Origin of the sequence: Kocuria cellulosilytica (genome assembly GCF_040981245.1) — a bacterium.
GTDB lineage: Bacteria > Actinomycetota > Actinomycetes > Actinomycetales > Micrococcaceae > Kocuria > Kocuria cellulosilytica.
Genome location: NZ_JAVFWZ010000001.1, coordinates 150413 through 168572 on the forward strand (window position 1 = coordinate 150413; position 18160 = coordinate 168572).

Annotated in this window: 19 protein-coding genes; 4 read left to right on the forward strand and 15 right to left on the reverse strand. The window is 73.9% G+C overall.

The window, feature by feature from the left end; translation table 11 throughout:
- Positions 1–101: 101 nt before the first annotated feature.
- Genes RCG67_RS00670 through RCG67_RS00680 form a run of 3 tightly spaced genes read right to left on the reverse strand, consistent with a single transcriptional unit; the run spans position 102 to position 2895 of the window.
- Positions 102–1328 (reverse strand): amidohydrolase, encoded by a 1227-nt coding sequence (locus tag RCG67_RS00670; protein ID WP_368824378.1) that lies wholly within the window; start codon positions 1326–1328, stop codon positions 102–104.
- 29 nt (positions 1329–1357) lie between these two features.
- Positions 1358–2107: a hypothetical protein gene (locus RCG67_RS00675; RefSeq protein ID WP_368824379.1), complete on the reverse strand. Its 750-nt coding sequence runs from the start codon at positions 2105–2107 to the stop codon at positions 1358–1360.
- A gap of 32 nt (positions 2108–2139) precedes the next feature.
- Positions 2140–2895, reverse strand: coding sequence for a DUF5058 family protein (locus tag RCG67_RS00680; RefSeq protein WP_368824380.1), 756 nt, complete (start codon positions 2893–2895; stop codon positions 2140–2142).
- 161 nt (positions 2896–3056) lie between these two features.
- Here RCG67_RS00680 and RCG67_RS00685 point away from each other — a divergent pair, with 161 nt between their 5' ends.
- Positions 3057–4064, forward strand: coding sequence for an AsnC family transcriptional regulator (locus RCG67_RS00685; RefSeq protein ID WP_368824381.1), 1008 nt, complete (start codon positions 3057–3059; stop codon positions 4062–4064).
- Between the two features lie 134 nt (positions 4065–4198).
- Here RCG67_RS00685 and RCG67_RS00690 read toward each other — a convergent pair whose 3' ends face one another.
- The 4 genes from RCG67_RS00690 to RCG67_RS00705 all read right to left on the reverse strand — a co-directional run bounded on the left by RCG67_RS00690 (position 4199) and on the right by RCG67_RS00705 (position 8025).
- Positions 4199–4768 carry a DUF421 domain-containing protein gene (locus tag RCG67_RS00690; protein WP_368824382.1) on the reverse strand — a complete coding sequence of 190 codons (570 nt, stop codon included), beginning with the start codon at positions 4766–4768 and terminating at the stop codon, positions 4199–4201.
- 3 nt (positions 4769–4771) lie between these two features.
- Entirely contained in the window at positions 4772–6643 is a 1872-nt protein-coding gene (locus tag RCG67_RS00695; protein ID WP_368824383.1) for an ABC transporter ATP-binding protein, read from the reverse strand.
- A 349-nt stretch (positions 6644–6992) separates the two neighbouring features.
- A complete protein-coding gene (locus tag RCG67_RS00700; RefSeq protein ID WP_368824384.1) occupies positions 6993–7475 on the reverse strand; it encodes a DoxX family protein in 483 nt (160 codons plus the stop codon).
- A gap of 61 nt (positions 7476–7536) precedes the next feature.
- Positions 7537–8025 carry a MarR family winged helix-turn-helix transcriptional regulator gene (locus RCG67_RS00705; protein ID WP_368824385.1) on the reverse strand — a complete coding sequence of 163 codons (489 nt, stop codon included), beginning with the start codon at positions 8023–8025 and terminating at the stop codon, positions 7537–7539.
- 74 nt (positions 8026–8099) lie between these two features.
- On the opposite strand from RCG67_RS00705, the gene RCG67_RS00710 reads away from it, so the two are divergent.
- The gene (locus RCG67_RS00710) at positions 8100–8816 is read left to right on the forward strand and encodes a hypothetical protein (protein ID WP_368824386.1); all 717 of its coding nucleotides are present in this window, start codon (positions 8100–8102) and stop codon (positions 8814–8816) included.
- Between the two features lie 49 nt (positions 8817–8865).
- On the opposite strand, the gene RCG67_RS00715 is transcribed toward RCG67_RS00710, so the two are convergent.
- The 8 genes from RCG67_RS00715 to RCG67_RS00750 form a co-directional block, all read right to left on the reverse strand.
- Positions 8866–9543, reverse strand: coding sequence for an MOSC domain-containing protein (locus tag RCG67_RS00715; protein ID WP_368824387.1), 678 nt, complete (start codon positions 9541–9543; stop codon positions 8866–8868).
- Positions 9540–9932, reverse strand: a complete 393-nt coding sequence (locus RCG67_RS00720) for a cation:proton antiporter (protein WP_368824388.1) — start codon at positions 9930–9932, stop codon at positions 9540–9542. The genes RCG67_RS00715 and RCG67_RS00720 overlap by 4 nt, the downstream gene beginning before the upstream one ends.
- Before the next feature lie 2 nt (positions 9933–9934).
- Positions 9935–10192 carry an MrpF/PhaF family protein gene (locus RCG67_RS00725; RefSeq protein WP_298587513.1) on the reverse strand — a complete coding sequence of 86 codons (258 nt, stop codon included), beginning with the start codon at positions 10190–10192 and terminating at the stop codon, positions 9935–9937.
- Positions 10189–10566, reverse strand: a complete 378-nt coding sequence (locus RCG67_RS00730) for a Na+/H+ antiporter subunit E (RefSeq protein WP_368824389.1) — start codon at positions 10564–10566, stop codon at positions 10189–10191. The genes RCG67_RS00725 and RCG67_RS00730 overlap by 4 nt, the downstream gene beginning before the upstream one ends.
- On the reverse strand, positions 10563–12068 hold the full coding sequence (locus RCG67_RS00735) for a monovalent cation/H+ antiporter subunit D family protein (protein WP_368824390.1): 1506 nt from the start codon (positions 12066–12068) through the stop codon (positions 10563–10565). Before RCG67_RS00735 ends, RCG67_RS00730 begins: the two co-directional genes overlap by 4 nt.
- The gene (locus tag RCG67_RS00740; protein WP_368824391.1) at positions 12065–12520 is read right to left on the reverse strand and encodes a sodium:proton antiporter; all 456 of its coding nucleotides are present in this window, start codon (positions 12518–12520) and stop codon (positions 12065–12067) included. Before RCG67_RS00740 ends, RCG67_RS00735 begins: the two co-directional genes overlap by 4 nt.
- A complete protein-coding gene (locus tag RCG67_RS00745; protein ID WP_368824392.1) occupies positions 12520–15450 on the reverse strand; it encodes a DUF4040 family protein in 2931 nt (976 codons plus the stop codon). Before RCG67_RS00745 ends, RCG67_RS00740 begins: the two co-directional genes overlap by 1 nt.
- A gap of 90 nt (positions 15451–15540) precedes the next feature.
- Positions 15541–15927, reverse strand: a complete 387-nt coding sequence (locus RCG67_RS00750; protein ID WP_368824393.1) for a hypothetical protein — start codon at positions 15925–15927, stop codon at positions 15541–15543.
- Between the two features lie 112 nt (positions 15928–16039).
- Between RCG67_RS00750 and RCG67_RS00755 the strand changes: the two genes are divergently transcribed.
- The gene (locus RCG67_RS00755; RefSeq protein WP_368824394.1) at positions 16040–16894 is read left to right on the forward strand and encodes an SIR2 family NAD-dependent protein deacylase; all 855 of its coding nucleotides are present in this window, start codon (positions 16040–16042) and stop codon (positions 16892–16894) included.
- A 235-nt stretch (positions 16895–17129) separates the two neighbouring features.
- On the forward strand, positions 17130–17969 hold the full coding sequence (locus tag RCG67_RS00760) for an aldo/keto reductase (RefSeq protein WP_368824395.1): 840 nt from the start codon (positions 17130–17132) through the stop codon (positions 17967–17969).
- The last annotated feature ends 191 nt before the right edge of the window (positions 17970–18160 follow it).

Below are 18160 nucleotides of genomic sequence, written 5' to 3' on the forward strand. Positions count from 1 at the left end.
CCGGCCGAGCACGTGCGAACGCCGGCACGGTTCCTCCCGGAACCGGGCCGGCGTCCTCGCACCGCCGCGGGAGCCCGGAGGCCGCCGGCACGGGCCCTCGGTCAGCGGCCCACGCGGGAGAGGATCGCGGTGAGGGCGGCCCGCAGCCCGGTGGAGAGGGTCGGCTCGATCACCGGGGCGAAGTACGGGGAGTGGTTCACCGGCACAGGGCCCTCTCCCGCGAGGGTGGCGTCGTCGTGGCCGCCGAACATCCAGAACACCGAGGGCACGCCGATCGCCGCGCCGAGGGCACCGAAGTCCTCCGAGCCCATCGGCGGCTCGATCTCCAGCACGTTGTCCTCCCCCAGCACCTGCCGGAACCGCTCGACGAGAGCGGTGGTGGCCCCGGGGTCGTTGTAGTTGCGGGGGAAGGTCGAGATCTCCTCGATCTCCGGCTCCGGGGCGCCGGAGGCGGCCGCCTCCGCGGCGATGATCCGCCGCAGCGCGCCCAGCACGTGCTCCCGGACGGCGGGATCGAAGGTGCGCACGTTGAGCGTGAACTCGGCCGACGCCGGGATGATGTTCTCCTTCAGCCCGCCGTGGAAGGTCGCGACGGTGACCACCGCGGCCCGGCGCGCGTCGATCTCGCGGGAGACGATGGTCTGGATCCGGGTGATCATGTGCGCCCCGAGCACGATGGGGTCGGTGGCGTCCTGCGGCTGGGACGCGTGCGCCCCCTCGCCGTGCACGGTCACCCGCCACGAGTCGGCCAGCGCCATGGCGTCGCCCACCGAGTAGCTGACCGTGCCCGCCCGGGAGGGCATCACGTGCTGGCCGAGGACGACCTCCGGCAGCGGTGCCCGCTCCCACAGGCCGTCCTCGAGCATGGCCCGGGCGCCGGCGGCGGTCTCCTCCCCCGGCTGGAAGATCAGCACCACGGTCCCGGCCCAGGCCTCGCGCGCCCCGGCCAGCAGCTCGGCGGCCGTGAGCAGCACAGCCACGTGGGTGTCGTGGCCGCAGCCGTGCATCACGGGGACCTCGGTCCCGTCCTCCAGCCGCCCGGTGGCCGTGCTGGCGTAGTCCACGCCGGTGTCCTCGGCCAGCGGCAGGCCGTCGGTGTCGGCGCGGAAGGCCACCGTGGGCCCGTCGCCGTTGCGCAGCACCCCGACGACGCCGGTGCCGCCGCAGCGGAAGTTCTCGATGCCCAGGGCAGCGAGCCGCTGCTCGACCAGGGCCGCGGTGGCGTGCTCCTGCATGGACAGCTCCGGGCTCGCGTGCAGCTCGCGGTACAGCTGGTGCATCTGCCGGCGCAGCTCGTCGGTCGGCGTCAGGTCCGTGGTGGTGCTCATGGCGTGGGGGTCCTTTCGAGGGAACGGCACTAGTCGATGGGGAATTCGTCCGCGGGGTCCTGCACCTTGTCCGCGACCGGGGCGGCCGGGGCGGAGCGGTCGCGCAGGAACCACGCCAGCACGGCGGTGCTGATCACCGCGATGGCGGTCCCGAAGAAGGCGAGCGAGGGGATGGTGGGCACGAGGACGAACACGACGGCGGCGGAGACGACGCCGGCGATGACCGTCATGCGCAGGCTGCGCGTGGAGACGATCGCCTGCACGAGCACCGCGCCGAGGACCGAGGGCAGGATGTAGGTCTGGACCACGGCCACGACGTCGGCCGGGACGACACTGACCAGCCAGGTCCCGAGGACGCCGACGAAGACCAGCAGCGAGACGAGGTGCACCGTCGCCGCGCCGCCGATGGCCATCACCGCCGCGAGCTCACCGCGCCGGGTGCCCGGCTTGGCGCCGATGGCCGCCTGGGCGATCAGCGCCGAGGGCAGCAGCTTGTTGGAGATGTTGCCGATCATGAACGCCTGGTACATCGAGGCCTGGCCCAGGATCGGGTAGTAGGTCAGCGGCTCCACGATCCAGAGCACCCCGAAGGTGCCGGCAATGGCCAGCAGGGCGGTCCAGATCCGGGCCTGGTCCACGTCCAGGCCGCTGAAGAGGACGAGGTAGGCGGGGCCGGCCAGGGCGAAGACCAGCCCGGCGATCATCGTCAGACGGCCCCAGCGGGCGGTGGTCGCGTCGAAGCGCTGCAGGGCGGAGTCGGTGTGGGTCACGGTGGTCATGGCGGAGTCCTTCGGTGGTCTCGGGCGCGGGCTCAGGCGCTGGGGAAGACGCCGGCGCCGACGGTGAAGTAGGTGACGACCAGGGCGGTCAGGATGGCGATGCCCAGGGCCCACTCGCGGACCCACTGGCGCCGGAGCACCTTGGCGATCCCCAGGAAGGCGGCCATCGTGGCCGCGGAGACGAGGAAGGCCACCACGTGGTTGCCGGACTTGGGCAGCTCCCCGAGGCCGAGGGCGAAGAAGGCCGCGAGCAGGGCCGCCCCGGGGACCACCGTCATCACCGCGGGATTGACCTTGCGCAGGCTGACGTCGCCGCGCTTGAGCAGCGGGGTGAGGATCAGCGTGGCGAGCATCCACATCGCCCCGCCCAGGCTCATCGCCATGAACGCCACGGCGAACACGCCCTGCGTGTAGGTGGGACCGCCGAGATCGGCGCCCATGCTGCCCGCGGCGATGCTGGCGGCACCGGTCTCGAAGGAGACCGACCCGATCAGCCCGATCCGCACGAGCACGGCCGGGGTGCCGAAGACGGTCAGCAGCGCCACGGCGACGAGCGCCACGGCCAGGGACGGGCCGACCGCCGAGACCGCCCCGGCGCGGAAGGACGTCCTGAGCTCGGCGGGGCTCACCCCGGCGGCGGGAGCCGCCGTGCGGGCGGCCCGGACGTAGATGAGGGTCTGGACGACGATGACGGCGAAGACGCCGAGGGCGCAGATCCACAGCACGGGCAGGTTCGCCACGGACAGGATGTCGGTGGAGGCGCCGTCGACAACGGTGCGCAGTTTCATGGGAGCTCCCAGTGGTGGTCGGATCGGTGGCGGAGGAGGGCGGGGACCCGGGGTGTCCATCGCCGCCGGGTGCTTTCTCCGAGCGTGACGTGACGCCGATCACCTCGAGCGGATATCCTGGAAATCCTGCACAGATTGCACTTCTGACCGAAGGAACCAGCATGGAACTGCCCGTGGAGGACCTGGAGCTCGTCCATGCCCTGCAGATCGCTCCGCGGGCGACCTGGACCCAGCTGGGGACCGCGCTCGGCCGCCACCCCAGCACCCTCGCCGCTCGCTGGGACCGGCTGCGGGCCGACGGCCGCACCTGGGTCACCGCCCACCTCGGCACCTCCGGCACGCAGGGCTGCGCCACCTTCATCGGCCTCGAGTGCCGCCCGGGCCGCCGGGCCGAGGTGCTGGAGCGGCTGTGCGCCGTGCCGGAGATCGGCACCGTGGAGGAGTCGGCGCGCGCCTGGGACGTCCGGCTCACCGTCCTCACCCGCAGCTGGGAGCAGATGACCCAGGACGTGCTGCCGCTGGTGCGGGCGGACCCGGCGATCCTGCGGGCCCAGCTCACGGTGGCCACCCGGCTCCACGCGATCGGCAACAACTGGCGCCTGGACGTCCTCTCCCCGGAGCAGCAGCGCCGCGTGGGCGCCCTGCGGACGGAGGCGCACCGTCCCCACGGCGCCGTTCCCGCCCGCCTCGAGGAGCTGACGGCCGTGCTCCAGGGCGACGGGCGCGCCTCCGCCGCCGAGATCGCGGCCGCGACGGGCACCCATCCGACGACGGCCGCCCGGCACCTGCGCCAGGCGCTCGAGACCGGCCTCGTCGCCCTCCGCTGCGAACTGGCCCAGCAGTACTCCGGCTACCCGGTGTCGTGCCAGTGGTACGTCCGGGTCCCGCCGGCGCAGCTCGAGGCGGCCGTGCGCACCCTGCGCACCTACCGGACGCTGCGCCTGTGCGCCTCGACCACCGGCGACACCAACCTCACGTTCCTGCTCTGGCTGCGCACCCCCGGGGACATCTTCGACGTCGAGGCGGAGCTGCAGGCCGCCGCACCGGGGGTCCAGGTCGTGGAGTCCGACGTGGGGGTCCGCACCCACAAGCGCATGGGCTGGATGCTGCGCGACGACTCGACCGCGACCGGCGAGGTGGTGACCGAGCTCGCTCCGGCCGCCCGGTGAGGCCGCCCCGGCCCCCGGCACCGGGGCCGGACACACGGGAGACAGGGCCGCACGATGCGAGGCGCGCGGCGAACGGAGCCTCGGCACAGGGTGCGCTGCGGAGAGAGCGCTTCGCGAACGGGGCGCGGCGGGACTCAGTCCCGGTCCGGGTCCCCCAGCAGCTCCTCCGGGACCAGGTGGGCGTCCCTGACGCCGGCGAGCAGCCGGGGGTCGAGCGGCGTGCCGCGCCGCAGGACGCTGATCGTGCCGGAGGCCTCGAAGACCACGCACGCGATCTCGCCGGGGCTGCGCACGCCCGCCTTCCGCAGAGCCCCGAAGAGCTCCGACTCCACCACGTGGACCCGGCGGAGGTTGGCCTCCAGCACCCGCCCGCCGGCCATCAGCAGGACCGCCTGGTTGTTCATCAGCGCCGACACGCGGATCCCCGCGCGGAGCTGGCCGAAGGCCGCCTCGAGCGCGAACAGCGTGCCGAGCCCCAGGACGCCCGCGGCGAGGGTGGGCGTGTCCCCCAGGACCGCGCGCCCGGCCACGGCGCCGAGCATGACCGCCACGACCGCGTCGAAGGTCGACAGCCGGGAGAGCACGCGCTGGCCGAAGAGCCGCACCATGAGCAGGAACGCCAGGTAGATCCCCACGGCCGAGGCCACCACCGCCAGCGCCCCGGGGGCGTCCACGCCGAGGAGGGCCGCGGCGTCCTCGAGCACGGGTCAGACCTCCTGGTCCGCGAACTGCGTCTCGTACAGCTCCGCGTAGCGCCCGCTTCCGGCGAGCAGCTCGGCGTGCCGGCCGCGCTCCACGATCCGGCCGTCCTCGACCACCAGGATCTGGTCGGCGGAGCGGATGGTCGAGAGCCGGTGGGCGATGACCAGGGCGGTGCGCCCCGCCATCGCCTCGCCCAGGGCCGCCTGGACGTAGGCCTCGTTGGTGGAGTCCAGCGCCGACGTGGCCTCGTCGAGGATCACCACGCGCGGGGCCGCGAGGAGCAGGCGGGCGATCGTCAGCCGCTGCCGCTCCCCGCCCGAGAGCCGGTAGCCGCGCTCGCCCACCACGGTGTCCAGCCCGTCCGGGAGGGAGCGGATCACGTGCTCCATCCGGGCCCGGGCCAGCGCGTCCCACAGCTGGTCGTCCGTGGCCTCCGGCCGCACCAGGGCGAGGTTGTCCCGGATCGACTCGTGGAACAGGTGCCCGTCCTGGGTCACCATCCCGATGGTCTCCCGCAGCGAGGCGAAGGTGGCGTCCCGCACGTCCGTCCCGCCGATCCGCACGGCCCCCGAGGTGACGTCGTAGAGCCGGGCGACGAGCTGGGCGATGGTCGACTTGCCCGCGCCGGAGGAGCCCACGAGAGCCACCGTCTGCCCGGGCAGCACGGTGAAGCTCACCCCGTGCAGCACCTCCTCGCCGCCCCGGCCGTCGAGCACCGCCACGTCCTCGAGCGAGGCCAGCGAGACCTCCTCGGCGGAGGGGTAGGCGAACCGGACGTCGTCGAACTCCACCGACGCCGGGCCGGCCGGCAGCGCCCGGGCTCCGGGCCGCTCCTGGATCAGGGGGACGAGGTCGAGGATCTCGAAGACCCGCTCGAAGCTCACCACGGCGCTCATGACGTCCATCCGGGCGTTGGCGAGCATGGTCAGCGGAGTGTACAGCCGGGTGAGCAGCAGGGCGAGGGTCACCACCGCGCCCGCGTCCAGGTTGCCGAGGATCGCCTGTGCGCCGCCGAGCCCGTAGACCAGGGCGAGGGCGAGCGCGGAGACCAGCGTGAGGGCCGTGACGAACACGGTCTGCAGCATCGCCACCCGCACGCCGATGTCCCGGACGCGGCCGGCGCGGCGCTCGAACTCGGCCGCCTCGGCGTCGGGCCGGCCGAAGAGCTTGACCAGGGTGGCGCCGCCGGCCGAGAACCGTTCGGTCATCTGCGTGGACATGGACGCGTTGTGCTGGGCGGCCTCCCGCTGGAGGCTCGCCAGCCGTCCGCCCATGGCCCGTGCCGGGACCAGGAAGATCGGCAGCAGGAGCACGGACAGCGCGGTGACCTGCCACGAGATCGAGACCATGACGATCACCGTGAGGATCAGGGAGACGACGTTGCTCACCACGCCCGAGAGCGTGTTGGAGAACGCCCGCTGGGCGCCGATGACGTCGTTGTTGAGCCGCGAGACCAGGGCGCCCGTGCGCGTGCGGGTGAAGAAGGCGATCGGCATCCGCTGCACGTGGTCGTAGACGGCCGTGCGCAGGTCCAGGATGAGCCCCTCCCCGATCAGGGAGGACAGCCACCGGTTGAGGACGTTCAGCCCCGCGTCCACGATCGCCACCACCGCGATGGCCACCGCGAGCCACACCACCACGGAGACCTCGTCCCCGGCGTTGATGGCGCGCACCACGTCACCGGCCAGGATCGGGGTGACCACGCCGAGCAGGGCCGTGAGCACCGAGACGACCAGGAACACCGTGAGCCGCGACCGGTGCGGGCGCGCGAAGGCGACGATGCGCCGGAGCGTGCCGCGGTCGATCTTCCGGTCCTTGACCTCCTGGCCCTGGACGGTGCGCCACAGCACCATGTACGGCGAGTTCTGCATGCTCATGGGCCTGCCCCGATCTGCGGGGGAACACCCGCGCTGGATCCGGCGCGGCCCCGTGGTGGTCTCGTGGTGGTGGTCTCGTGCGCGCCGCGCCGGGAACGATTTTACGCGTCCGCGCCGACACCTCCGCATTCGCCGCGGCGCAGCGCCGCCGGAGCCGGACCCGGCTCCCCGCACGGGCCCTCCGCGCGGGGACAGCCCGTGCGGGGCGCCGGTGCGGGAGATCGGCGCTGGAGGACGGCACGGAGTGCGGCACCGGGACGACGACGAGCCCCCGGCCCGCAGGGTGCTGCTGGGCCGGGGGCTCGTCGTTCCGGTGGCACGGCGTCCCCGGACGAGGGCTCGGGCGGGATCAGGCGCGGGCGGCCCCGCGGCGCTTCGCCGCAATGACGTGGTCCAGCGACCAGCGGCCGGCACCGGCCAGGGCGAAGAGGGCGGACGCGGCGGCGAGCAGCAGGACGAGCTCGATCCCGCCGTCGGCCACGAAGAAGCCCGCGGGCAGGTGCACGAGCACGAGCGCGCCCAGCATGACGAGGGCGAGCAGGGCGGCGACCACGCGGGTGCCGAGACCCAGGAGGAGCATCAGCCCGCCCACGAGCTCGAGCACGGCGACCACCGGTGCGGCGAGCTCGGCCGCCGGGACGCCCATCTGGGCGAAGGCGGCCTGGGTGCCGGCGAGGGTCCACTCGGTGAACTTCTGCCAGCCGTGCAGGAGGAACGTGACGCCGAGGACGACGCGCAGGACGGTCAGGCCCAGGGAGGCCGCGGAGGAGTCGGCGGCGGGGGCGGAGGAACGGACGGGGGACGTGCGCTGCGGCACCTGAGTTGTGGACATGTCACAACTGTAGGGCAGAACTACTTTCCTCGTCAAGTTTATTGCCGGCGGGTGCCGGCCGTCACGGCTGGTCCGAGGCCAGCTCCCGGGCCGTGGGACCGGACGCGGAGTCGTCGACCATCCGGCCGATCAGGGCGAGCTGCTGCACCTGGACGGGCGTTAGCCGGTCGATCACGGTCCGCCGGACGTGCTCCACGTGGCCCGGGGCCACCTGCTCGACCCGCTCCAGACCGCGGTCGGTGATCTCGGCGAGCACCACGCGCTTGTCCTTCTCGCCGCCCGCGCGCACCACCAGGCCGTCGCGCTCGAGGCGTGCGACGATCCGGGACAGCCGGGACTGGGAGGTGTTGGTGGCCGTCGCGAGGTCCGACATGCGCCGCCGCCGGTCGGGGGCCTCCGAGAGCATCGCGAGCACCAGGTACTCGGCGAGGCTGAGGTCCGCCTCCGCCTGCAGCTGGGACTCGATGCTGCCGGGCAGCGTGAACATGATGGAGACGAGCGCCAGCCAGGCCTCTCGCTCCTCGGGGGACAGCCATCGGGTCTCGGTCATGGGGCCGATTCTACGAGCCGGTCCTTGACGCATCATGGGAACGCGGCCGCCGAGCGCGCCCCATAATGGAACGCATGGACTCCCTCGGCACCTGGCCCCGGCCCGTACCCGCGGACGATCGCGACTTCGACGTCCAGGTCATGCGGCGGCTGCGCACCGCCTCCGGCGACGACGAGGCGGCCGGCCGGCCCTCCCTGGGCGAGCGCCTGGGCACGTCGCTGCTGCTGGTGGTCCCCGTGCTGACCGCGCTCGCCGTGGTCCTGCTGTGGCAGCAGTGGTCCCGGTCCGGCTCGCCGCTGCTCCTCGCCCTCATCGCCGTGCTGCTCGTGGCCACCGCCCTGTGGTGGACGGCCCGGTTCCGGCGCGCCTTCGCGACCGCGCAGGGCCGGCTGGGCGCACGCCTGGCGAACGTCGTGGACCACGGCGTGGGCGTCGTCCGGGAGCTCGACCTCGAGCCGGTCGGCCAGGACGCGGCCGCCACCGGGAGCTCCCGTGCGAGCTCCGCCGAGGACGGCACCGGGGAGGTCACCGGGGAGGTCACCGAGAACGGCGCCGGGAACGGCGGCCGGGTCCGTGCCCGGCTGGGGCTGTCCGTGACCCCGGTGCAGGGGGACCGCTTCAGCACGGTCGTGGAGGCCGTCTACGACACCGAGGCCGCGCTGCTCCTGGAGGTCGGCTCGCACGGACCCGTCCGCTTCCTGCGCGACGACCCCGAGGGGACCACCGTGATCGACACCCGGCTCTCCGAGGAGCAGGTCGCCCAGGTCTACCGGGGCGCCGCCCTCAATTGACGGTGCGGACGGTCCCGCGGCCGGTCCGCGGGCTCCGGAGGCGGGCGGCTCAGCCGCTGCGCCGGTCGGCCGCCCGCTGCGCCTCCTCGACCCGCCGCCGGAGCTGCTCGCAGAGGTCCTCCCCCGCGCGCAGCAGCTCCGGCATCCGCTCGCGGTCGGTGGTCTGTGCCCGGAAGGCGTCCGCCACGCCCACTCCGTGCCCCGCGCGGCGGACGAGCTCGACCGGCAGGCCGGCCCGCACCGTGCCCGGCGACAGGACCTTGAGGTAGGCCCCGGAGCGGCCCCGCTCCGTGAACCGGCGCAGCCAGCCGCGCACCTCCATGCTCGCGCGGAACGTGCCGCAGGGGATGCGGGCGTCCGTGACCTGCAGCAGCACCTCGCCGATCCGCCAGACGTCGCCCAGCCGCGCTCCGTCGACGTCGAAGCCCGAGAGCGTGAGGTTCTCCCCGAAGGTGCCGTCGGGGATCTCCCGCCCCAGCTCCTGCGCCCAGAAGTCCAGCTCCTCGCGCGCGAACGCGTACACAGCCTGGTCGGTGCCGCCGTGGTACTTGCCGTCCCCGATGAAGTCCCCGGCCAGGCCGGAGCCGAGGCCGCCCCGGCGCGGTCCGGGTTCGCGGACCTGCACCGGACCGTCCACGGGGCGCTTGCGGATGCCCGTGGGCCGGTTCCGTCTGGCAGGGTTCGCCTCCGCCCGGCCGACGTTGACGCTCTCGACGCGGGCGGTCATGAGCGGTCCTCCTTCCCGGGGCCCGGAGCCCCGCCGGTGCGCTCCTCGAGCTCGTTGTGGTGGGTCGGAGAATACACCGCCGAGCCGATCAGGTAGCCCGACCGGACGACCGCCATGGCCCCCACGGAGGAGGTCACGAGCTGGAGCACCACCGCGGCCATCAGCTTGACCGCGGTGGTGACCCCCGGGACGAAGAAGAAGACGCCGAGGAGGATGAGGGCGATGCCCACGCCGGCGGCGGTGGCCACGGCCGAGGACCGGGTGTAGAGGTCGGGCAGCCGCACGATCCCCACCATGGCGGTGAGGAACACGAGGGAGCCGAGCACGATCAGCACCTGGCCGGCGACGCTCATCCACAGGTGCTCGTGCAGGACCGGGTCGAAGACCACGCTCACCGCCTCCCGTTGGTCAGCGCCCGGGCGAGCGAGACCGTGGCCAGCAGGCCCACCAGCGTGGCCACGAGCACCAGGTCGAACACGGCCCGGCTGCCCACCAGGACCCCCAGCAGGGCGATCAGCCCGATGACGGAGAAGAACAGCAGGTCGGAGGCGATCACGCGGTTGGCGTCGTTGGGGCCCACGAACATGCGGACGCCGGCGACCACGACGGACGCCGTCAGCACCAGCACACCGAAGAGGATGCCGATCACGGAGGTGCTCCTTCCGCCCGGACCGCGCGCAGCAGGCGGGTCTCGAACTCGCGAAGACGGCGCCGGGCCGAGTCCGGGTCGTTGTCGTACATGACGTGCACGTAGAGGTCGTGCCCCGGGGGCAACCCGTCCTCGCCCCCGGCACGGGCTGCGGTGGCGAGGGTCAGGGTCCCCGGGGTCAGGGAGATGAGCACCGCCAGCGTGGCGGTCTCGAACTCGGTGCGGCACCGGCTCCGGCAGCGCACGACGATCGGGGACGACCGCTGCTGCACGGTGAACACATCGTGCATCACCGCGAGGTTCGAGACCAGGACCTCCCGGGCGAACCACAGCAGGAACCCCACGATGCGCGGCAACCACGTCACCCACTTCACGTCCCGAACACCGCCTCCACGTACGCGCGGGTGTCGACGAGCCCCTCGGCCGCCGCGGCGGCGACCCCCAGGAGCAGCTCCCCGCCCACGCCGAGCACCAGGGTCACCAGGACCAGGACCAGCGCCGGCGCCACGAGCCGGGCGGGGATCCGCCGCTCCCGCACGCCGGCGGCCTCGAGGACCTCCCGGGCCGAGTCCTCCGGCTCGCCCAGGAACATCTTCCCCCAGACCTTGAGCATGGACAGCAGCGTGAACAGGCTCACCACCACCGCCAGCACCGCCACCGCCGCCCGTCCCTCCCCGAAGGCGGCGAGCACGAGGGACAGCTTGGCCACGAACCCCGAGAACGGCGGCAGGCCCACCAGGGACATGGCCGCCGCGAAGAAGGCCACCGCGACCAGGGGCTCGCGCCGGAGCAGTCCGGTGACGTGGCCCAGGGGGTAGCGCCCGTAGCCGATCTCGACCGCGCCGATCGACAGGAACAGCGAGGCCTTCACGACCGTGTGGTGCAGCAGGTAGAAGATCCCGGCGGTCAGGCCCGCGGGGCCGAAGAGGGCGACCCCCAGCAGGATGTAGCCGATCTGGCTGACCATGTGGAAGGCCAGGACGCTGCGGGCGTCCTGCTCGCCCACCGCCCCCAGCACACCCACCACCATCGTCACGGAGAACAGCACGAGACCGACCCACAGGAACTCCTCCGCGCCGCCGAACACCACGGCGTAGATCCGGTAGATCGCGTAGATCGCCACCTTGGTGTGCAGCCCGGAGAAGAGGGCCGTGACCGTGGGGGACATGAACGGGTAGGTCCGGGCCAGCCAGCCGTGCACGGGCACCACGGCCGCCTTGACCGACAGGGCGAGGAGCACGACCGCGACCGCGATCGCCACCGCGGAGTCCTCCGCGGCGCGGCCGGCGAGCTCGGCCAGGTTCACGGTGCCGGCCACGCCGTAGACGAGGGCCACCCCGGCCACCAGCACGGTCGAGGCCAGCAGGTTGACCGTCACGTAGATCCGCGCGGACGTCACCTGCATCAGCCGTCCGCGGCCCCGGTGGGCGAGGATGATCAGCCCGTACGAGGGCAGGAGCATCGTCTCGACGAACACGAACAGGTTGAAGAGGTCCGCCGTCAGCAGCGCTCCGTTGAACCCGGCGGTCAGCACGAGCACCAGCGGCGCGAAGAACCGCTTGCGCGCCTGGTGGGAGACCACCCCGAAGCTCGCGCAGACCAGGGTGAGGCTGCCCGTCATGGTGAGCATCAGCGCCGTGAGCATGTCCGCGGCGAAGGGGATGGACACCCCCGGGGGCCACCGGCCCACGGCGTGGGCGAGGACGGCCGGTCCGTCCCGCAGGGCGGTCACGAGCCACAGGGACGCCAGGACGTCCGCCCCCAGCACGCCCAGCAGCGTGGCCCGGGCGAGGCGCCCGGGATCGCCCAGCAGCACGAGCGCCCCCGCCGCGAGCAGCGGGACGACGACGAACAGCGGGAGCAGCTCCGCGCTCACGGACGACCACCCGGGGACCGTCTCCTCCCGGCCGGGTGGCTGCCGCGGCGGCGCGCGGCACGGGGACGGAGCTCGTCGGCCGCGAGCGCCGAGGACCCCCCGGCGTCGTCGATGAAGGTGGGGGTCTCCGTCTCCCGGCCGGTGAGCTCGAGGTCGGTGTCGTCGTCGGCGTCGCCGGTCACCGCGAGCACCAGCAGGTAGATCGTCACGGCGAACGAGATGACGATGGCGGTCAGCACGAAGGCCTGGGGCAGCGGGTCGGCCGTGGTCGCCGGGTCGGGGCCGCCCCCGAGCGCCTCGCCGCGCCGATCGGCCCCGCCGGCGGCGAGGATGATCAGGTTCACGGCGTGGCTGAGGAACATGAAGCCGATGACCACGCGGACCATGCCCCGGCGCAGCATCATGAACACTCCTCCGGCCACGAGCACGCCGACGGTCAGGGCGATCGCCATCAGGGCTCCTTCCGGGGGGCGCGGCCCGCTGCGCGGAAGGGGTCCGGGCGTTCCGGCAGCGGCGGGCGGGTGCGGTCTTGCTCGTCGTGCACCGTGCCGGCCGGTGCCGTCTCGCTGCTGTGCGGTCTGGACGTGGTGCTCCTGGCCGGGGGCTCGGAGCGCAGCACCGAGGAGACGGAGCCCGCGCGGCGCAGCGGAAGGGGCTCCTTCTCGTCGACGCCGAGCCGGCTGATGGCGGCGACGATCACCCCGACCACGGCGAGGTAGACGCCGACGTCGAAGACGAGCGCCGTGGTGACCTTGAGCCCGAGCACGTCGACGTGCAGGGGGCGGAGGAAGGAGCCCTCGAGCAGCCCGAGCAGCCCGACCACGACGGCGACCACGACGCCCGCGCCGATGAACTGCGTGTAGGGCAGGCGCATGCGGCTGACGCGGTCGTCGGCGGCCGTGAGGTAGACCAGGGCGATGCCGGCGGCGCCGATCAGGGCGGAGATGAACCCTCCGCCGGGGGCGTCGTGCCCGCGCAGCAGGAAGAAGAGGGACAGCACCACGATGACGGGGCCCAGGGTGCGGGCGGTGACGCGCAGGACCACCATGTTCTCCCGGGGGCTGCGGATCGGCGAGTCGTCCGGTTCGGTGATCGGGCTCGGCCGCTTGGGGAGCAGGCCGCGGGACTCGATGGCCACCACGATCGCGAGGCCGGCCACCCCCAGCACCGTCAGCTCGCCGAGGGTGTCCAGGGCGCGGAAGTCCACGAGGATCGTGTTGACCACGTTCGTGCCGCCCGTCTGCTCCTCGCCCTGCTCGAGGAAGTACCGACCGGCGGGGGACAGGCCCCGCCGGTCCGTGAGCAGCCAGGTGGCGGCCGCCGCGCCCGCGCCCGCCAGGACCGCCACGGCCGCCGCCACCCATCCCCGGACCTCGCCGGTGCGGTGGAACGTGGAGGGCAGCCGGTTGAGGAGCAGGACGATGACCACCACGGTGAGCACCTCCACGAGCAGCTGCGTCAGGGCGACGTCGGTGGCCCCGAGGGCGTAGAACCACAGGGCGACCGCGAAGCCGACGTCGCCCGCGATGGTCAGCAGTCCCACCCGGCTGCGGGCCCGCAGGGCGAGCGCCACCCCGATGAGCACGAGGACCAGCAGGACCCAGTCGGTGAGGGTGGACGGGTCGCCGTAGAGGCCGGGCACCTCCACCGTCAGCAGGCCCACGGCGGCGAGCGCCACGAGCGCGACGACGGGCGGCATCAGGTGCCGGCGGGGCACGTCGGAGCGGGTGGGCCGGCCGACCTGCTCCCCCAGGGAGATGGACCCGCGGCGGAAGGCCTCCACCACGGCGACGCCGGTCACGGGGAACGACCGCCGTCCCAGGACGCGATCCACGGGCCGGCGCCCCAGCACGAGCACGCCGCCGAGGACGAACACGGTCAGCGACATGAACAGCTCCGGGGACCACCCGTGCCACAGGCCGAGGTGCGGTTCGGCCCCGTCCCCGGCCACGGCGGTCGAGGCCGCGCCCAGCAGCGGTTCGGCCGCGGCGCCCGCGAGGCCGAGGACCGGCCCCGCCAGGGCGACCACGGCCACGGGCGCCAGGAAGGCCGCCGACGCCTCCCGGGGAGCGTCCGCCGGGGCCCGCCCGGGCAGCACCGTGAGCATCCGCGCCGAGTACGCGAACGTGCAGGCCGCGGCGAGCACCGCCGCGGCTCCCACGAGCCACGCGGCCGCGGCCGGAGCGGGACCGTGGGCCATGGCCTTGAACATCGCCTCCTTGGAGACGAAGCCGAACAGCGGGGGCAGACCCGCCATCGAGGCCGCGGCGAGGACCATGGTCCCGGCGGTCACGGGCATGGTGCGGGCCAGCCCGGACAGTGCCCGCAGGTCGCGGGTGCCGGCCTGGTGGTCGATCACGCCGACGGCCATGAACAGCGCCGCCTTGAACAGCGCGTGGGCGGCCACGTGCACGGCGGCGCCGACGGCCGCGTACTCGGTGCCGATGCCGATGGTCGCCGTCAGGAAGCCCAGCTGGCTCACCGTCGAGTAGGCCAGCAGCTCCTTGAGGTCGTGGCGCTGCAGCGCGAGGACCGCCCCCAGCAGTGCCGTGAGCAGGCCGACCGACACGAGCAGCACGTTCCACACCGGCACGGCGTGCAGCGCCTCCGTGAAGCGGAGCATGAGGTAGATGCCGGCCTTCACCATCGCCGCCGCGTGCAGGTAGGCGCTCACCGGCGTGATCGCCACCATCGCGTCCGGAAGCCAGGCGTGGAACGGGAACTGCGCGGACTTGGTGAAGGCCGCCAGGGCCACGAGCACGGCGACCACCGCCGCGAGGCCGGGGGACGCGTCCCACACGCCGTCCGCGAGCACGGCGCTGAGCCGGGTGGTCCCCGTCGCGGCCCACATCACGGCCACCGCGGTGAGCAGGCACAGCCCGCCGGCCGCGGTGACCAGGAACGTCCGGATCGCGGGGTCGCGGCCCTCCGGCCCCGAGCGGGCGATCAGCAGGAACGAGCACAGCGTGGTGAGCTCCCACGCCACGAACAGGACCACGAGGTCGTCGGCGAGGACCAGCGCGAGCATCGCCGCCGCGAAGAACGTCATCAGGGTGTAGAAGGACGCGTGGCCGCCGTCGCCCAGGTAGCGGCTCGACCAGGCGAGGACCACCGCCCCGATCACCAGCACGAGCAGCCCGAACAGCAGCCCGAGCCCGTCGAGGCGCAGGTGGAGGGAGATCCCGAGGGTGGGCATCCACGGGACCTGCTGGAGCACGCCCTCCGGGTCCGTCCGGTCGTTCCACACGACCCCGAGGCCACCCGCGAGGGCGAGCAGGCCCGCGGCGAGCGGCCAGCCCGCGTCCCGGCCCGCGAGGCGGCCGAGCACGCCGGCCGCAGGCACGAGCAGAACCGCGAGAGCGAGGATGACGAGGAGGGACACGCCTGGCAACCGTCCGGTCGAAGGGAGGGAACGAGGTGGGCGGATCCGGCGGAGGCCTCGGTGCGGACCCCGGAACGGGTCCGCCCGATGTCAGCGCCGCGGTTTCACGGAGCTCGACCCCGCCGAGGGGACGACCGGGGTGGCCTGCGTCTCGGCCTCGGGCTCGACGGCCGCCCCGCCCTCGGCCTGCTCGGCGCGGCTCGCGGGCCCCGGGTCCTCGTGCTCGCCGCCGTGGTGGCCGGCGCCGGTGCGGCGGGAGGGCAGGGACGGACGGCGGCGCACGGTCGCGCCGGGCGCGCGCGGGGCGTCGTTGATCTCGGTGACGGACACGGCCATCGCGTTGAGCGCGAGGCCGGCGAGCACGAACACCCACGCCGTCCTGGGGTACCACGCCAGGGCGAGGACCACTCCGACCACGACGAGGGCGATGGAGGTCAGGTAGGCGGGGGTCAGAACGCGCTGGACGTTGAACTTCATGGGTTCCATTCCACCACGCGCGCGCGGGGATCGACCAACGCGGCCGGGCGTTTCTCCCCGGCGGCGACGAGGGCCCTGGCCCGGGCGCCTCCTGGCGTATACCGTCTGCGGCATGGACGACCTCGACCCCGGGCTGCTCGAGCTGGCGCGTTCCGCCGGCACCGTGACCGTGCTCTCCGGCGCCGGGATGTCGGCTGAGAGCGGGGTGCCCACCTTCCGCGACGCCGGCACCGGGCTGTGGGCGCGCTGGTCCCCCGAGGAGCTGGCCACCCCCGAGGCGTGGGACGCCGATCCGGAGCTCGTCTGGTCCTGGTACCTCTGGCGGGCCCGTCAGCTGCGCCGGCTCCGCCCGAACGCCGGGCACCGGGCGGTCGCCCGGTGGGCGGACCGGGCCCGCGTCCACGTGGTCACCCAGAACGTCGACGACCTCCACGAGCGGGCGGGCTCCACGGTGCTCGCCCACCTGCACGGCAGCCTGTTCGCGTTCCGCTGCTCCGTCTGCGACGCCCCGTTCCCGGAGCGCCTCGTCCCCGGCCTGGGGGCGCCGACCGGTCCGGAGCCGTCGCCCGGCGCCGGGGAGCCCATGCCCGAGGAGCCCGTGCCCGAGGAGCCCGCCCGCGTGCCGCCCCCGGCATGCCGCGCCTGCGGCGGGCCGGTGCGGCCCGGGGTCGTGTGGTTCGGCGAGCTGCTGCCGGAGGGGGCCGTGGACCGGGCCGCCTCGGCCGTCGCGGCGGCGGACCTCGTGCTCGTCGTGGGCACCTCCGGACTGGTGCAGCCCGCAGCGTCCCTGCCGCTCCTCGCCGCCGGCCGGGGCACGCCCGTGGTCGAGATCAACCCCGAGGACACCGTGCTCACCCCGCACGCGGACCGCACCGTGCGGGCCGGGGCCGCCGAGGCCCTGCCCCGCCTGCTGCCCCCGCGGGGCGACCGGTCCCGGTCGGCCCCGCCCCCGGGCACCGGCCGCTGACCGCCGGCCGCCTGCTGCTGAGCACCGGGGACGGAACGCCCGGGGACCGACCGCCCGGGGACGGATCGCCCAGGAGGGACGGCCCGGGGACCGATTGCTGAGAGCAGAAAGCACGCTGTCCTTCTTGTCAGCGCGCGGCGGCGGGCGGAGACTGATCGACGGACACCGGGCCGGGTGCCCTGCTCCCGGCCCTCCCCGACAGCCCCGGGCTGTCCCTCCACGAAAGGCACGGTCCATGACCCAGTCCACGACGCAGTCCCCGACCCTCACCCTGCACGACGGCCACACCATCCCGCAGCTCGGCTACGGCGTGTGGCAGGTCGACGCCGACATCGCCGAGGACGTGGTGGGCCAGGCCCTCGAGGCCGGCTACCGCCACATCGACACCGCCATGATCTACGGCAACGAGGAGGGCGTGGGCCGGGCGATCGCGAAGAGCGGCGTCCCGCGCGACGAGATCTTCGTGACCACCAAGCTGTGGAACGACGACCACGGCCACGACGCCGCCCTGAAGGCGATCGACGCCTCCCTGGAGCGTCTCGGCCTGGACCACGTCGACCTCTACCTCATCCACTGGCCCACGCCGAAGCGCGGCAAGTACGTGGAGACCTGGAAGGCGCTCCAGGAGATCCGCGACAGCGGCAGGGCCCGGTCCATCGGCGTCTCCAACTTCCCCCGCGAGGAGCTGCAGGAGATCATCGACGCGACGGGCGTGGTCCCCGTGGTGAACCAGGTGGAGCTGCACCCGTACTTCAACCAGGCCGCGCTGCGGGACTTCAACGCCTCCCACGACATCCTCACCGAGGCGTGGTCCCCGCTGGGCCAGGGCGGCGACCTGCTCAAGGACCCGGTGATCGGCTCGATCGCCCGCAAGCACGGCGCCACCCCGGGGCAGGTCATCATCGCCTGGCACCTGGCGATCGGCAACGTGGTCTTCCCCAAGACCGTCACCCCGGAGCGGATCCGCGAGAACTACGCGGCCCTCGACGTCCGCCTGGACGACGAGGACGTCGAGGCGATCAACGGCCTCGACAACGGGGGGCGGATCGGCGCGGACCCGAAGGACTTCAACTGATCCGGAGGCCCCTCCCGGTGACGACCGGGGCGTGACGCCCAGGGCGTGACGCCCGGGGCGGCGGTCGCACCGCCGCCCCGGGCGCCGCCCGTGGTGCCGCCGGCGGGAACGGGCGCGACGGGCGCCCGGCGGAGCCGTCCGCCGGGGTCGCGCGCGCCGGGGTCGCGCGCGCTGGAGTCCGCGCGCCGATT

Excerpts from the sequence above, each read along its gene's own strand:
- RCG67_RS00670 (WP_368824378.1), bottom strand. The coding sequence starts at position 1,328 with ATGAGCACCACCACGGACCTGACGCCGACCGACGAGCTGCGCCGGCAG.
- RCG67_RS00675 (WP_368824379.1), bottom strand. The coding sequence starts at position 2,107 with ATGACCACCGTGACCCACACCGACTCCGCCCTGCAGCGCTTCGACGCG.
- RCG67_RS00680 (WP_368824380.1), bottom strand. The coding sequence starts at position 2,895 with ATGAAACTGCGCACCGTTGTCGACGGCGCCTCCACCGACATCCTGTCC.
- RCG67_RS00685 (WP_368824381.1), top strand. The coding sequence starts at position 3,057 with ATGGAACTGCCCGTGGAGGACCTGGAGCTCGTCCATGCCCTGCAGATC.
- RCG67_RS00695 (WP_368824383.1), bottom strand. The coding sequence starts at position 6,643 with ATGAGCATGCAGAACTCGCCGTACATGGTGCTGTGGCGCACCGTCCAG.
- RCG67_RS00700 (WP_368824384.1), bottom strand. The coding sequence starts at position 7,475 with ATGTCCACAACTCAGGTGCCGCAGCGCACGTCCCCCGTCCGTTCCTCC.
- RCG67_RS00705 (WP_368824385.1), bottom strand. The coding sequence starts at position 8,025 with ATGACCGAGACCCGATGGCTGTCCCCCGAGGAGCGAGAGGCCTGGCTG.
- RCG67_RS00710 (WP_368824386.1), top strand. The coding sequence starts at position 8,100 with ATGGACTCCCTCGGCACCTGGCCCCGGCCCGTACCCGCGGACGATCGC.
- RCG67_RS00715 (WP_368824387.1), bottom strand. The coding sequence starts at position 9,543 with ATGACCGCCCGCGTCGAGAGCGTCAACGTCGGCCGGGCGGAGGCGAAC.
- RCG67_RS00740 (WP_368824391.1), bottom strand. The coding sequence starts at position 12,520 with ATGGCGATCGCCCTGACCGTCGGCGTGCTCGTGGCCGGAGGAGTGTTC.
- RCG67_RS00750 (WP_368824393.1), bottom strand. The coding sequence starts at position 15,927 with ATGAAGTTCAACGTCCAGCGCGTTCTGACCCCCGCCTACCTGACCTCC.
- RCG67_RS00755 (WP_368824394.1), top strand. The coding sequence starts at position 16,040 with ATGGACGACCTCGACCCCGGGCTGCTCGAGCTGGCGCGTTCCGCCGGC.
- RCG67_RS00760 (WP_368824395.1), top strand. The coding sequence starts at position 17,130 with ATGACCCAGTCCACGACGCAGTCCCCGACCCTCACCCTGCACGACGGC.